This window comes from Mycobacterium sp. 050272 (assembly GCF_039023525.1).
Lineage (GTDB): Bacteria > Actinomycetota > Actinomycetes > Mycobacteriales > Mycobacteriaceae > Mycobacterium.
On sequence record NZ_JBCHKV010000008.1, the window covers coordinates 217,338 to 230,599 of the forward strand.

The following is a 13,262-nucleotide window of genomic DNA, read 5'->3' on the forward strand; positions in this document are numbered from 1 at the left end:
TCGTTGGTCCCTTAGCTCTGAGGATGCGGCCAGCGCAGGTAGTTCGCGCTCGCTGCGGGCGCGGCGCCGGCGCGCTGTTTGCGCCATCCGCCGGCCTTCGCGTCGGACGCCTCCACCCGCGGAGTGGTCAAGGCGTCCGGTTCCACCTCACGGTGCGGCTCTTCCAGGCCCGACATGTAGACGGGTTCGCTGGCCACCGGCGCCGCCGAACGCACCCGGGCGAGGGCTTCGATGTCACTGGCCAGTCGCACCGCCAGGCGCGCCAGCGCGATGCCGCCCACGAAGACGATCAAGGCACCCAGACCGGAGAAGTACGAAATCTCCAGCGCGGCGCGCTTGCGGTCCGTCGCGGCGATCGGGTCTCCGGCAGATCCGATTCCGAGCATCGGAGCGAGCTCGCCACCAATCACAAACCACGCGCCGGCCAGCACGGCCAGCCAGCCGCCGACGATGGCGGTGGCCCGGTTCCCGGAAAATACGAGGAGCAAGCCGCCGAGCGCGGTAACGCCGCCGGGCAGCACTTCGAGCCAGCCGCGGGCCGTGGTCCACGCCCATTCTCTGTCGGGTGTGTAGGCGAAGTTGAAGTGCGGACCGACGAACGGTATCAACGCACCCCAAGCACCCAGAACGATCAGAATCAACCCGCAAATCGCACCCCGGGAGCGTGGCATCCACAACCTGCCCGGATGGCCGTCTTGTGCGTAGTTCATTACATCCCCCTATTGACGCCGGACTACTTCAGCACCGCGTGGATACCCTGCGGTTCACGGTTATAACCTCTGGTTGCCCCCGGTGCCGTGACCCGTGTGGCCGGTGATTCTTGTGTTACGTAGCCAGGCCGAGTATCAGCAGCACAATCGCGATCACCGGGAAGATGCCCTGCGTCGCGGCGGCCCTGGCCTTATCGGGCGCCGACACCACCAGGACCACCGCGGCCGCGGCCATCGATCCGATCCCGGCAAAGACCAGCGCGGCACCGACGGCCCGATGTCCCATCGCGATCTCGGCGATCCCGATGCCGGCCACAATCGCCAGGAACAGGTTGTAAAAGCCCTGGTTGAAGGCCAGCAGCTTGGTGGTCTCGGCCTCCTCGGGCGTCGTACCGAAGGTCGCGCGGGTACGGGGCGAGGTCCAGGTCAACGACTCCATCGTGAAGATGTAGACGTGCAACAACGCCGCGAGTGCGGCGAATGCCAGTCCGGCGGTGATCATGGCGCCTCCTGTGTTGATCGTCGCGAACCGCTTCGCCCGCGCTCCTACTCAAATAGCCCCGGTTGCAAGACCCCGGCCGGCGGTGTCATACCCAGATGGGTCCAGGCCTGCGCGGTGGCCACCCGGCCGCGCGGCGTCCGCGCGATCATCCCGGCACGCACCAGAAACGGCTCACACACCTCCTCGACGGTGGTCGCCTCCTCCCCGACCGCCACCGCGAGCGTCGAAACCCCGACCGGGCCGCCGCCGAAGCTGCGGGTCAGCGCCGACAGCACCGCCCGGTCCAGCCGGTCGAGCCCGAGCTCGTCGACGTCGTAGACCTCCAGCGCGGACTTGGCGACGTCGCGGGTGATCACCCCGTCGGCGCGCACCTCGGCGAAGTCCCGGACCCGGCGCAGCAGTCGGTTGGCGATCCGTGGCGTGCCGCGCGAGCGGCGGGCGATCTCCGCACCCGCTTCGGCACCCAGCTCGATGCCGAGGATTCCGGCCGAACGGGCCAACACCCGCTCCAGATCGGCCGGCTCGTAGAAATCCATGTGCGCGGTGAAACCGAAGCGGTCCCGCAGCGGACCGGTCAGCGCGCCGGACCGGGTGGTCGCGCCGACCAGCGTGAACGGCGCCACCTCCAGCGGAATCGATGTTGCCCCAGGGCCTTTGCCCACCACGACGTCGACGCGAAAGTCCTCCATAGCGAGGTAGAGCATCTCCTCGGCCGGCCGCGCGATGCGATGGATCTCGTCGATGAACAACACGTCGTGCTCGACCAGATTCGACAACATCGCGGCCAGGTCGCCGGCGCGCTCCAGGGCGGGGCCCGACGTCACCCGCAGCGAGGACCCGAGCTCGGCGGCGATGATCATCGCCAGCGACGTCTTTCCCAACCCGGGCGGGCCGGACAGCAGAATGTGATCCGGTGTGCCGCCCCGGTTTTTGGCCCCCTCGAGGACCAGCTGCAGCTGCTCGCGGACCCGGGACTGGCCGATGAACTCACGCAGCGAGCGGGGCCGCAGGCTGACGTCGATGTCGCCCTCGCCGACGGTCAGCGCCGGGGACAGGTCGCGATCCGCGTAGTCCTCGGCATCCTCGTCGCTCATTTGGTCTTACCCAGCACCGACAGCGCTGCCCGCAACACGTCGGAAGTCGTTGCCTGCTCGCCTTTTTCGTGACTGGCCGCCAGCACGCTGTCGGTGGCATCCTCGGCCTGCTTGACCGCGAAACCCAACCCGGTCAGCGCCTCGACCACCGGGCCCCGCACCGCGTGGCCGTTTACCGTTGGTGCCGCGGTGGGCGTACCGGCGGCATGGATCTTGTCGCGCAACTCCAGAACCATGCGCTCGGCGCCGCGCTTGCCGATGCCGGGCACCCGGGTCAGCGCGGTGACGTCGCCGTCGGAAAGTGCCTGGCGCAGCGCCACGGCGTCGTGCACGGCCAGCGTCGCCATCGCCAGCCGCGGCCCGACGCCGGACACCGACAGCAGCGTCAGGAACAGGTCGCGGGTCTCGTTGTCGACGAACCCGTACAGCGTCTGCGAATCCTCGCGAACGATCATCGCGGTGATCAGGCGGGCTTCGCTGCCGTGCCGCAGCGTGGCCAGCGTCGAGGGCGTCGCGTTCACCCGATACCCGACACCGCCGGCTTCGATCACCACATGATCGAGTGCCACCTCGAGCACCTCGCCGCGCACCGAGGCGATCATCGGCCCGCCCCCGCCCTGGCGGCCTTGGCCTGGGCGGCCAACTTGGCACGGTAGGCCTGGCGCGCCTCGGCGGCCATCGCCTCGGCCGCCGCCATCCGGGCCAGCATCGGCGCCCGCCAGCAATGGCAGATGGCCAGCGCCAGCGCGTCGGCCGCATCGGCCGGCGTCGGTTTGGCTTGCAGCTCAAGGATTCTGGTGACCATCGCGGTGACCTGAGCTTTGTCGGCGGTGCCGTTGCCGGTGACCGCGGCCTTCACCTCGCTGGGCGTGTGGAAGTGCACGCCGATATCGCGTTTGGCCGCCGCCAGCGCGATCACACCGCCGGCCTGCGCGGTGCCCATCACCGTCGACACGTTGTGCTGAGCGAACACCCGCTCGATCGCGATCACGTCGGGACGGTGGGTGTCCAACCAGTACTCGACGGCGTCGCTGATGGCCAGCAGTCGTTGGGGCAGCGCGGCATCCGAGGAGGTACGGACCACGTCGACGTCCAGCGCGACGACATGGCGCCCGCGCCCGCTTTCCACCACGGACAGCCCGCATCGAGTCAGTCCGGGGTCGACGCCCATCACCCGCATGCTCCAACTCCACTTCCTGCAAATACGGTGGCCCGAACAGCTGTTCGATAGCCTAGCGGTCAAGTCGGACGGCACCGAGCAGGACACGCCTCAGGACCCGCCAAAAGCTGTTAACTTAAGCCAACGTTCGCTCCACCGCCGCGGCGACGGGAGGGTTTACGTGGGAACAGTGCTGGTGGTGCTGGCCGCGGTGTTGTTCATCGCGTCCATCGTCGTACTCGTCATCGCTGCGAAACGCCCCCGGGCAGCGCCTCAGCCGCGCGGGCGCCGCGATCCGCTGTCCTTCGACGCGATGCCACAATTCGGGCCCCGGCAACTGGGTCCCGGCGCCATCGTCAGCTACGGCGGTGTCGACTACGTGGTCCGCGGGTCGGTGACCTTCCGCGAGGGACCGTTCGTGTGGTGGGAGCACCTGCTGGAAGGCGGCGACCTGCCCACCTGGTTCGCGGTCGAGGAGGACGACGGACGCCTCACGCTCGTCATGTGGGTCACCCGCAAGGACGTCACGCTGCAGCCCGGCGATCAGTACCTGGTCGACGGGATCGCATTTCACGAGACGGAACGCGGTCGCGCCTCCTACACGACCGAGGGCACGACCGGCCTGCCCGCCGGCGGCGAGATGGAGTTCGTCGACTGCGCCAACGCCGACGAAACCGCGCTGCTGTCCTTCGAGCGCTGGGCACCCGGTACGCCCTGGGAGGTCTCGACGGGCAAGCCGGTGTCGCCGGGCGAGCTCACCGTCTACCCGGCGCCCACGCCGGGTTCCCCGTAGGACCGCGCGGTGCCGCTCTATCAGCTCGCCGTAGCTCCGGCCGACGTGTCCGGGAGCAGGCTGCGCCTTGCCCTCAACGCGCCCGAACCCCCGCTGCTGGCCAGCCATTCGCTGCGGCATCCCGACGGCGGCGCGTTGCGGCTCGCGGTGCTCGGTGCCTCACATCTGGTCACGATCGAGCACGCCGCGACCACCTTCTCCGAGCAGGTGTCCTGCACCGCCGAGAGCGACACCGCCACCCTGCCCGAGCGTGCCGAAGCCTGTGGTTATGCGCTGGAATCGCGCACCACCACGCACGACGAAGCGATCTTTCGGCGATTGGCCCACCAGCTGCGCGACCGATGTCGAGCCGAAACCGCTTGGCTCGGTGGCACTTTCCCCGGCGATGACGCCGCACTGACCGTGTTGTCCGCCGAACCCGACGGCATCGGCTGGCGCTGGCAGACGTGGCATCTGTACCCGCAGCGACCCCTCGGGTCCGGCGGCGTGGTGGTCCACACGGCGAGCCGGTGGCATCCGTGAGCCGCAAACAACTGTTCTGGCTTGCCGGCGGGCTGGCCGCGGCGTCGGTGGTGTCGTTGGTGATCGGAATCATCTTGCTGCAGAAGGACATTGCAGGTTATATCGCGAGCAACTACCGCGAGTACTCGCGCGACGCCAACGCAACGCGGTACCTGTGCAGCGGATCGCCCGATCAGGTCGCCGACGCGCTCGCCGATTACCAGGAACCCGAGGCGCGTGCGGACAACGACAACAACGAGTACCTGCGCTATAGCGACAACGTCGTGACCGTCGGCCCAGATGGCAACCACCCGTGCAGCATTCGCGTCGAAAGCCTCGGCGCCGGCTACAGCCACGGCTCCTACGTCTTCCTCGGCCCCGGGTTCAGTCCCGGGTCCCCGTCGAGCGGTTCCGGCGGCAGTCCCGGCGGACCGGGTGGAACCAAATAGCAAAGGAGACAACCGTGTACCTCGCCTTCGATATCGGGAACGTGGATCTTGACCCCGTCCTCAAAGGCGTCGTCGCGACGCTGTTGTACTTCGTCGTCGGCATGGCCGTCCTGATCGTGGGCTTCTACATGGTCGACGCGCTGACCCCGGGCAAGCTGCGCCAGATGGTGTTCGTCGATCGCCGCCCCAACGCCGTCGTGGTCGCTTGCGCGATGTATGTCTCCCTCACCACCGTGATCGTCAGCTCCATCGTCAACAGCTACAGCCAGTTGGGTCAGGGACTGGTCGGTGTGGCGGTGTACGGCCTCATGGGTGTGATCCTGTTGGGAATCGCGCTGCTGACCCTGCATTTGGTGATCCCGGGCAGTTTCCACGAACACATCGACGAGCCCGAGCTGCATCCCGGGTCGTTCGCGGTCGCGCTGATGCTGTTGGCCGTCGGGGCAGTGACAGCCGCCGCGGTGTCATGACCATCACGCAGGAAACCGCGCGCTCCGCGGAGCCGTCGATACGCTGGCGGGCCCTGCTGCTCGCCGCCGTCGCCGCCTGTGCGGCCTGCGGCATCATCTACGAACTGGCCCTGCTGACACTGTCGGCCAGCCTGAACGGCGGCGGCATCGTCGCCACCTCATTGATCGTCGCGGGCTACATCGCCGCCCTCGGCGTGGGTGCGCTGACCATCAAGCCGCTGCTGAGGCACGCGGGCATCGTCTTCGTCGCCGTCGAGGCGGCCCTGGGCATCATCGGCGGCCTGTCCGCCGCGGCGCTGTATGCGGTGTTCGCGTTCCTGGACGGCACCATCGGATCGACGTGGGTGCTGGCGCTGGGCACCGCGCTGATCGGCGGGTTGGTCGGCGCCGAGGTGCCGTTGCTGATGACGCTGCTGCAGCAGGGCCGCGGTGGCCCCGCCAAGAGCACAGCGACGGATACCGGCCGCACGCTGGCCAACCTCAACGCGGCCGACTATCTGGGAGCTTTGGTCGGCGGATTGGTCTGGCCGTTTGCCTTGCTGCCGCATCTGGGAATGATCCGCGGCGCTGCGGCCACCGGCGTGATCAACCTGGTCGCGGCGGCCATCGTGGCGATGTTCCTGCTGCGCCGGGTGATCTCCACCGCGCAGTTGGTGACGGCACTGTGTGCCCTCGCCGCGGCCCTCGGGCTGCTGGTCGTGCTGCTGGTACACGCGCACGACATCGAAACGACCAGCCGTCAACGGCTTTACGCCGACCCGATTATCGCCTACCGGCACACCGCCTACCAGGAGATCGTGGTCACCCGTCGCGACAACGACACCCGGCTGTATCTGGACGGTGGATTGCAGTTCTCCACCCGCGACGAATACCGGTACACCGAAAGCCTCGTCTATCCCGCACTCGGCAAGGGTGCCCGCTCGGTGCTGGTCCTGGGCGGTGGCGATGGCCTGGCAGCACGAGAATTGTTGCGCCAGAACGGAATAGACAAGATCGTGCAGGTGGAGCTCGACCCCGCGGTGATCGAGATCGCCCGCACCACCCTGCACGACGCCAATGCCGGCGCGCTGGACAACCCGCGAGTTACCGTGGTGATCGACGACGCGATGCGCTGGCTTCGGGCTCCCCATCCGGAACTAAGCCCGCCCGCCGGTTTCGACGCCGTCATCGTCGACCTGCCCGACCCGGACACCCCCGTGCTGGGCCGACTCTATTCGAGCGAGTTCTATGCCCTTGTCGCGCATGCGCTTTCACCCAATGGCCTCGTTGTGGTCCAGGCGGGCAGTCCGTTCTCCACGCCGACCGCGTTCTGGCGCACCGTGTCGACGATGCGTGCGGCGGGGTACGCCGTCACGCCCTACCACGTGCATGTGCCGACGTTCGGCGACTGGGGCTTCGCGTTGGCCGGCCCCGCGCAGGCCGGTGCGGCCGCACCGGTACCCACCATGCCCGCCGACGCACCGCCGCTGCGCTACCTCAACCCGCAAGTGCTGCAAGCCGCGACGGTGTTCTCCGCCGACATCGCGCCGCGTCCGCTGGAACCGTCGACGCTGGACAACCCGCGCATCGTCGAAGACATGCGGCACGGATACGACTAATCAGTCCTCGTCGAGGGCAGCCATTACCTCGTCGGAAAGATCGACGTTGGTCCAGACGTTCTGCACGTCGTCGCTGTCCTCCAGGGCGTCGACCAACTTGAACACCTTGCGGGCCCCGTCGACGTCGACCGGCACACTGACCGACGGCTGGAAGCTGGCCTCGGCCGAGTCGTAGTCGATGCCCGCGTCCTGCAGTGCGGTGCGCACCGCGACCAGGTCGGTCGGCTCGGAGATGACCTCGAAGCTCTCGCCCAGATCGTTGACGTCCTCGGCACCCGCCTCCAGCACGGCCGTCAGCACGTCGTCCTCGGACAGGCCGTTCTTCTCCAGCGTGACGACGCCCTTGCGGGTGAACAGGTAGGACACCGAGCCCGGGTCGGCCATGGTGCCGCCGTTGCGGGTCACCGCCACCCGGACCTCGCCGGCCGCGCGGTTGCGGTTGTCGGTGAGGCATTCGATCAGCACGGCCACGCCGTTGGGGCCGTAGCCCTCGTACATGATCGTCTGGTAATCGGCGCCACCGGCTTCCTCGCCGGCGCCCCGCTTGCGGGCCCGCTCGATGTTGTCGTTGGGCACCGACGTCTTCTTCGCCTTCTGGATGGCGTCATAGAGGGTCGGGTTGCCGGCCGGGTCACCGCCGCCGGTACGGGCGGCGACCTCGATGTTCTTGATCAGCCGGGCGAACTCCTTGCCACGGCGCGCGTCTTTGACGGCCTTCTGGTGCTTGGTGGTGGCCCACTTGGAATGGCCGCTCATCGGTGTCTGCTACCTCTTCTGTTACGTAAAGTTCGCCGACAAGTCTACGTGGACGGCCGGGACGGACTACCCGGCCTCTCCCCGTGATTGAGTGTGAACGGACGCCGACCTGTATTCACACTGAGCGCTCTCGATGCACACTCGAGCAGACCATGCCGGTTTCGCCGCGCGCGATTCGGGCGAACCTAATCGGGTGAATCAGCCGCAAGAGCCCAAGGATGCCAGGCAGACGACCGCAGAGCAGCGTCAGCAGCAAGAACAACTCGAGCACACCGACGTCGACCCGGACGCACCGGGTTTGCAGCAGTCCGACCGCAACGTGGCGGACGAAAGCACGCGCTAGCTGGCGCCGCGCACGATATCGACGAACAGCTGGTGGATGCGCCGGTCCCCGGTCATCTCCGGATGAAAGGCCGTCGCCAGCTTCCGCCCCTGCCGGACCGCGACGACGTGTCCGGCGGCCTTGGCCAGCACCTGCACGCCGTCACCGACTCGCTCGACCCACGGCGCCCGGATGAACACCGCCCGCACCGGGCCGTCCAAACCCGCGAACTCGACATCGCCCTCGAATGAATCGACCTGACGTCCGAACGCGTTGCGCCGCACCGTCATATCAATCGCGCGCAGCGGCAGCGCCTGGCGCCCGTTGACACCGGCATCGAGGATCTCGCTGGCCAGCATGATCATGCCGGCGCACGCGCCGTAGGCCGCAAGCCCGTCGGCCAGCCGCGCCCGCAACGGCTCGAGCAGGTCAAGGTCTGCCAGCAGGTGGCTGATCGTGGTGGATTCACCGCCCGGGATGACCAGCCCGTCGATCGACTCGATCTCGTCACGCCGGCGCACCGGAAGCGAGTCGGCCCCGGCATCGCGCAGCGCCGCCAGATGCTCCCGAGTGTCGCCCTGCAGCGCCAAAACACCGATCTTCGGGCGGCTCACGACTGGTGTCCCCGCTTGAAGCGGGTCAGCCCCTCCTGCATGACCGCCGCGACCATATCGCCGGACTGGGTGAAGATCTTGCCCTGGCACAGCGAGCGACCACCGCTGGCCGACGGCGAGGACTGGTCGTAGAGCAGCCACTCGTCGGCGCGGAACGGCCGCATGAACCACATCGCGTGGTCCAGCGATGCCACCTGCAGATGCTCGCGCACGTCGAGGTGGGTGACCTGGGCCGAACCCAGCAACGTGAGGTCGCTCATGTAGGCCAGGGCGCAGATGTGCAGCACCGGGTCGTCCGGCAGCGGATCACGGTGACGAAACCACACCTGCTGCTGAGATGCTTTGCCGGGCAACAGCTTCAACTGCTCGCGCGGCACGATGCAGACGTCCCACTCCTCGAATTGTTTGAATCCGGCGTCGTCGAAGATGCTGCCCCGCGAGATGAAGTCGGGCAGGCCGTCCGGTGGCGGCGCGGACGGCATCGCGTCCTGGTGGTGGATGCCTTCCTGATCGGTCTGGAAGGACGCTCCCATGCTGAAGATGATTTCCCCGTGCTGGATCGCGTTGACCCGCCGGGTGGCGAACGAACCGCCGTCGCGGGTGCGCTCAACGATGAAAACGGTGGGCGCTAACGCATCTCCGGGCCGCAGGAAGTAGCCGTGCAGGGAGTGCACCTGGTAGCGCGGCTCGACGGTGCGTACCGCCGAAACCAGCGACTGGCCGGCGACGTGTCCGCCGAAGGTGCGCTGCAGGAATCCGGACTCCGGGCTGAAGACGCTGCCGCGGTAGATGTTGACCTCGAGTTGCTCGAGATCGAGGATCTGTTCGATCGCCACGGACGATTATTACCAGCCGCGCTCGGCCAGGCGATGCGGCGCTGCGATCTGCTCGACGTTGATGCCCACCATCGCCTCGCCCAGACCGCGAGAAACCTTGGCCAGCACGTCGGGATCGTCGAAGAATGTGGTGGCCTTGACGATCGCGGCGGCGCGCTGCGCAGGATCGCCGGACTTGAAGATGCCCGAGCCGACGAACACGCCCTCGGCGCCGAGTTGCATCATCATCGCCGCGTCGGCCGGAGTCGCGATGCCGCCGGCGGTGAATAATGTGACCGGCAGCTTGCGGGCCCGCGCCACCTCGACGACGAGATCGTAAGGCGCCTGCAATTCCTTTGCGGCAACGAACAATTCGTCCTCAGACAAGGACGTCAGGCGGCGGATCTCGCCACCGATGGCGCGCATGTGCGTGGTCGCGTTGGACACGTCACCGGTGCCGGCCTCACCCTTGGACCGGATCATGGCCGCACCCTCGCTGATGCGTCGCAACGCCTCACCCAGATTGGTCGCCCCGCACACGAAGGGCACGGTGAACTTCCACTTGTCGATGTGGTGGGTGTAGTCGGCGGGGGTGAGCACCTCGGATTCGTCGACGTAGTCCACGCCGAGACTCTGCAGAATCTGCGCCTCGACGAAATGCCCGATGCGCGCCTTGGCCATCACCGGGATCGTGACCGCGGAGATGATGCCCTCGATCATGTCGGGGTCGCTCATCCGTGACACGCCGCCCTGGGCGCGGATGTCGGCGGGCACTCGCTCCAGCGCCATCACCGCGACGGCGCCGGCGCCCTCCGCGATTCGGGCCTGCTCGGGGGTGACGACGTCCATGATGACGCCGCCCTTGAGCATCTCGGCCATCCCGCGCTTGACGCGCGCCGTTCCGGTCTGGTTGGCCTGGCTCGACTGTGCGCCGCTGTCCACTAGCCCCTTCTCTCCTCGAACCATCGCGCTTCCACTCTAGTGGTGAGCGACAACCGAGTTTTCCCGCCGCTTCCGGGGCATCTTCGACATCTGCGCAGCAGGTAGGTGCGATGTACGTCACATTGTGCTTAGTATGGCGGCACAATTTTGCGCAGGCCGTAACAGCTGGTCGGAATCAAAGGGTGACATCCCTGGTCACACCGGCCGTCGCGGTTGGCCGAGAAGAGGTTCGGAGATGTTGCCGGATTTCGTGCTGTTGCCGCCGGAGATTAATTCCGCGCGCATCTATGCCGGACCGCGCTCGGGGACCATCTGGGCAGCGGCGACCGCCTGGGACGCGTTGGCCGCTCAGCTGGCATCGGCGGCCAGCTCCTTCCAGACCACGGTGACGACGCTGACCGGCGGGCCGTGGCAGGGTCCGGCGGCGATGTTGATGGCCACGGCGGCCGCCCCCTATGTGCAGTGGCTGACCGGCACGTCGGCCAAGGCGGAGCTGCTGGCCGTCCAGTCCCGGCTGTTCGCGGGTGCGTTCGAAACCGCGTTCACCGCCACCGTGCCCCCCGCGGTCGTCGCGGCGAACCGTGCCCTATTGATGACGCTGATCGCGACCAACATCCTGGGTCAGAACACCGCGGCGATCGCGGCGACCGAGGCCGAGTACACCGAATTCTGGGCCCAGGACGTCGCGGCCATGACGGGCTACGACGCCGCCACCACGGCCGCCCAGGCCGGCTGGACGCCGTTCGCCAACCCCCCGCTGACGCTGACCAGCGTGCCCATGCCGACCTTCACCTCACCCGCAGAGCAGCTGATCAATTCCGTGATCAACTCGCTGGCCCAGCAACTGATGAACCCGATGTCGCAGCTACAGATGCTCTCGACGCCGGCCCAGTTCGCGATGGAACCCATGCAAATGGCGATGAGCCAGCTGATGTCCGGCGCCAATCCGCTGATGAGCGCCGCCGCCAGCGTCCCCGCGCTGGATCCGGTACTGGCATCGGCAGCCAGTCCGGCGGTGGGCGGAACGGGTGCGGTGCAGCTGTCCAGCGTGGTCTCCGCGAGCGTGGGCCGGGCCGCCACGGTTGGGCCGTTGTCGGTGCCGGCAACCTGGGCCAACGCCACGCCGGCGGCTCCGCACCTCCCCGCGGCGACCGGGGTGGCCACTGCCCCGGTGACCCCCATCTCGGCGAGCGTCGGCGCCTCGTCGTCGCTGCCCTCGATGAACGTGCCCGGGCGATTGATGGGCGCCGTCACTCCGGCGGTCGCCGCATCCCGCAAGGCGCCCCGCCCGGTGCTGGACTAGCAGAGGCGCCCGATGTCGTACGTGATCACCGACCCCGACGCGATCGCGACGGCAGCCGACGAGTTGCAAGCAATCGGTGCGGAACTCGACGCGACGAACGCGGCCATGGCGGCCCCGACGACGGGAGTGCTTGCGCCCGGCACGGATTCGGTATCCGTGCGCACCGCCGCATTCCTGGACGCGCAGGCCGCGCAGTATCAGGCGCTCAGCGCGCAGGCCGAGCTGTTCCACACCCAGTTCGTGCAGACGCTGATCACCGCCGAGAACGCCTATGCGGAAACCGAGACGGCCAACGTCGCCGCCACGGCGCCGGCGTCGCAGCAGCAAATCGCCCTGATCATGGGCGGCACCGGGAACCCGACACCCACAGATACCTACCTGCAGGAGGTCTACCAGACATTCGTGCTCCCGAACTACCCCAACTACACCGCGCAGGGGCTGTATACGCCCGAGCAGTTCTGGCCGCTGACCGGCATCAACAGCGAATCCTTCGCGCAGTCGGTGCAGCAGGGCCTGGCAATACTGAACACCCAGATCATGACGCAAACCGCCGCCGGCAACCGACTCCTCGTCGTCGGCTATTCGCAGAGCGCGACGATCGCCACCCTGGAAATGCGCTATCTCGACGCCCTGCCCGCCGCCCTGCGACCGAACCCGAACCTGCTGAACTTTTTATTACTCGCCGACCCCAACAACGCCTTGAGCGGCGGCGCGCTGACACGCGTGATCCCTGGCATCTTCCCCGGGCTCGGCGCGTTTCACGTCCCGACTCCGCTGGACACCATCTACACGACCACGCTGTACGGCATCCAATACGACCCCGTTTCCTACTTTCCGGCGGGCATTTTCAATTTCGGCGCGGACCTCAATGCCCTATTCGGCTTTCCGTTGCACACCGAGACTCCGTTGCTGACCGCTGCGCAACTCGCGACCGCGATCCAGGAGCAGGTGGGCAACACCACCTTCTTCCTCGTTCCCACCGCGAATTTGCCGCTGCTGGACCCACTGCGGATGATCCCCATCCTGGGGAATCCGCTCGCCGATCTGCTGCAACCGTTCCTGCGGCCGCTCGTCGACTTCGGCTATGCCACCGGGTTGCCCGGACCGCTGCAGTCCATCAGCTCGCTCGCCGTTGCCGGCGCAAGCCCGGGCGTCGCGGTCGCCATCTCGGACCCACTGGCTGCCGCACTGCCGCCCGCTGGGGCCCTGCCCGTTTTGTCGAACGCGATGTAAG

General features: G+C 67.6%; 17 protein-coding genes. 8 read left to right on the forward strand and 9 right to left on the reverse strand.

Translation table 11 applies throughout. The features are described from left to right. Nucleotides 1-11 precede the first annotated feature (11 nt). The 5 genes from AAHS21_RS17720 to ruvC all read right to left on the reverse strand — a co-directional run bounded on the left by AAHS21_RS17720 (nucleotide 12) and on the right by ruvC (nucleotide 3,486). Nucleotides 12-710, reverse strand: coding sequence for a hypothetical protein (locus tag AAHS21_RS17720; RefSeq protein ID WP_342928895.1), 699 nt, complete (start codon nucleotides 708-710; stop codon nucleotides 12-14). A gap of 115 nt (nucleotides 711-825) precedes the next feature. Beyond that, nucleotides 826-1,212 (reverse strand): DUF1304 domain-containing protein, encoded by a 387-nt coding sequence (locus AAHS21_RS17725; protein ID WP_342928896.1) that lies wholly within the window; start codon nucleotides 1,210-1,212, stop codon nucleotides 826-828. Between the two features lie 44 nt (nucleotides 1,213-1,256). Further along, nucleotides 1,257-2,306, reverse strand: a complete 1,050-nt coding sequence (gene ruvB, locus AAHS21_RS17730; RefSeq protein WP_342928897.1) for a Holliday junction branch migration DNA helicase RuvB — start codon at nucleotides 2,304-2,306, stop codon at nucleotides 1,257-1,259. Beyond that, a complete protein-coding gene (gene ruvA, locus AAHS21_RS17735) occupies nucleotides 2,303-2,908 on the reverse strand; it encodes a Holliday junction branch migration protein RuvA (protein ID WP_342928898.1) in 606 nt (201 codons plus the stop codon). Before ruvA ends, ruvB begins: the two co-directional genes overlap by 4 nt. After that, complete coding sequence (gene ruvC / locus AAHS21_RS17740) at nucleotides 2,905-3,486, reverse strand: crossover junction endodeoxyribonuclease RuvC (RefSeq protein WP_342928899.1); 582 nt, start codon at nucleotides 3,484-3,486, stop codon at nucleotides 2,905-2,907. The genes ruvA and ruvC overlap by 4 nt, the downstream gene beginning before the upstream one ends. A gap of 160 nt (nucleotides 3,487-3,646) precedes the next feature. Between ruvC and AAHS21_RS17745 the strand changes: the two genes are divergently transcribed. From AAHS21_RS17745 to AAHS21_RS17765, 5 genes are read left to right on the forward strand one after another with little or no spacing between them, the layout of a single operon-like run. Beyond that, complete coding sequence (locus AAHS21_RS17745) at nucleotides 3,647-4,258, forward strand: DUF4178 domain-containing protein (RefSeq protein ID WP_342928900.1); 612 nt, start codon at nucleotides 3,647-3,649, stop codon at nucleotides 4,256-4,258. 9 nt (nucleotides 4,259-4,267) lie between these two features. Then, nucleotides 4,268-4,780, forward strand: coding sequence for a DUF2617 family protein (locus AAHS21_RS17750; protein ID WP_342928901.1), 513 nt, complete (start codon nucleotides 4,268-4,270; stop codon nucleotides 4,778-4,780). Further along, nucleotides 4,777-5,208, forward strand: a complete 432-nt coding sequence (locus AAHS21_RS17755; protein ID WP_342928902.1) for a DUF4247 domain-containing protein — start codon at nucleotides 4,777-4,779, stop codon at nucleotides 5,206-5,208. The genes AAHS21_RS17750 and AAHS21_RS17755 overlap by 4 nt, the downstream gene beginning before the upstream one ends. A gap of 14 nt (nucleotides 5,209-5,222) precedes the next feature. After that, entirely contained in the window at nucleotides 5,223-5,678 is a 456-nt protein-coding gene (locus AAHS21_RS17760; protein ID WP_096286582.1) for a DUF350 domain-containing protein, read from the forward strand. Continuing rightward, nucleotides 5,675-7,276, forward strand: a complete 1,602-nt coding sequence (locus AAHS21_RS17765; RefSeq protein ID WP_342928903.1) for a polyamine aminopropyltransferase — start codon at nucleotides 5,675-5,677, stop codon at nucleotides 7,274-7,276. Before AAHS21_RS17760 ends, AAHS21_RS17765 begins: the two co-directional genes overlap by 4 nt. Here the strand turns inward: AAHS21_RS17765 and AAHS21_RS17770 are convergent, their stop codons facing one another. Continuing rightward, entirely contained in the window at nucleotides 7,277-8,032 is a 756-nt protein-coding gene (locus AAHS21_RS17770; RefSeq protein ID WP_342928904.1) for a YebC/PmpR family DNA-binding transcriptional regulator, read from the reverse strand. Between the two features lie 193 nt (nucleotides 8,033-8,225). Here AAHS21_RS17770 and AAHS21_RS17775 point away from each other — a divergent pair, with 193 nt between their 5' ends. Then, nucleotides 8,226-8,375 (forward strand): hypothetical protein, encoded by a 150-nt coding sequence (locus tag AAHS21_RS17775; RefSeq protein ID WP_342928905.1) that lies wholly within the window; start codon nucleotides 8,226-8,228, stop codon nucleotides 8,373-8,375. Here AAHS21_RS17775 and pdxT read toward each other — a convergent pair. From pdxT to pdxS, 3 genes are read right to left on the reverse strand one after another with little or no spacing between them, the layout of a single operon-like run. Beyond that, nucleotides 8,372-8,968, reverse strand: a complete 597-nt coding sequence (gene pdxT / locus AAHS21_RS17780; protein WP_342928906.1) for a pyridoxal 5'-phosphate synthase glutaminase subunit PdxT — start codon at nucleotides 8,966-8,968, stop codon at nucleotides 8,372-8,374. The genes AAHS21_RS17775 and pdxT overlap by 4 nt on opposite strands. Next, a complete protein-coding gene (gene tesB / locus AAHS21_RS17785; RefSeq protein WP_342928907.1) occupies nucleotides 8,965-9,804 on the reverse strand; it encodes an acyl-CoA thioesterase II in 840 nt (279 codons plus the stop codon). The genes pdxT and tesB overlap by 4 nt, the downstream gene beginning before the upstream one ends. A gap of 9 nt (nucleotides 9,805-9,813) precedes the next feature. Then, a complete protein-coding gene (gene pdxS, locus AAHS21_RS17790; RefSeq protein WP_342928908.1) occupies nucleotides 9,814-10,725 on the reverse strand; it encodes a pyridoxal 5'-phosphate synthase lyase subunit PdxS in 912 nt (303 codons plus the stop codon). A 235-nt stretch (nucleotides 10,726-10,960) separates the two neighbouring features. On the opposite strand from pdxS, the gene AAHS21_RS17795 reads away from it, so the two are divergent. Together AAHS21_RS17795 and AAHS21_RS17800 are read left to right on the forward strand one after the other, a co-directional pair. Beyond that, nucleotides 10,961-12,028, forward strand: a complete 1,068-nt coding sequence (locus tag AAHS21_RS17795) for a PPE family protein (RefSeq protein ID WP_342928909.1) — start codon at nucleotides 10,961-10,963, stop codon at nucleotides 12,026-12,028. A 12-nt stretch (nucleotides 12,029-12,040) separates the two neighbouring features. Then, entirely contained in the window at nucleotides 12,041-13,261 is a 1,221-nt protein-coding gene (locus tag AAHS21_RS17800) for a PE-PPE domain-containing protein (protein WP_342928910.1), read from the forward strand. Nucleotide 13,262 lies beyond the last annotated feature (1 nt).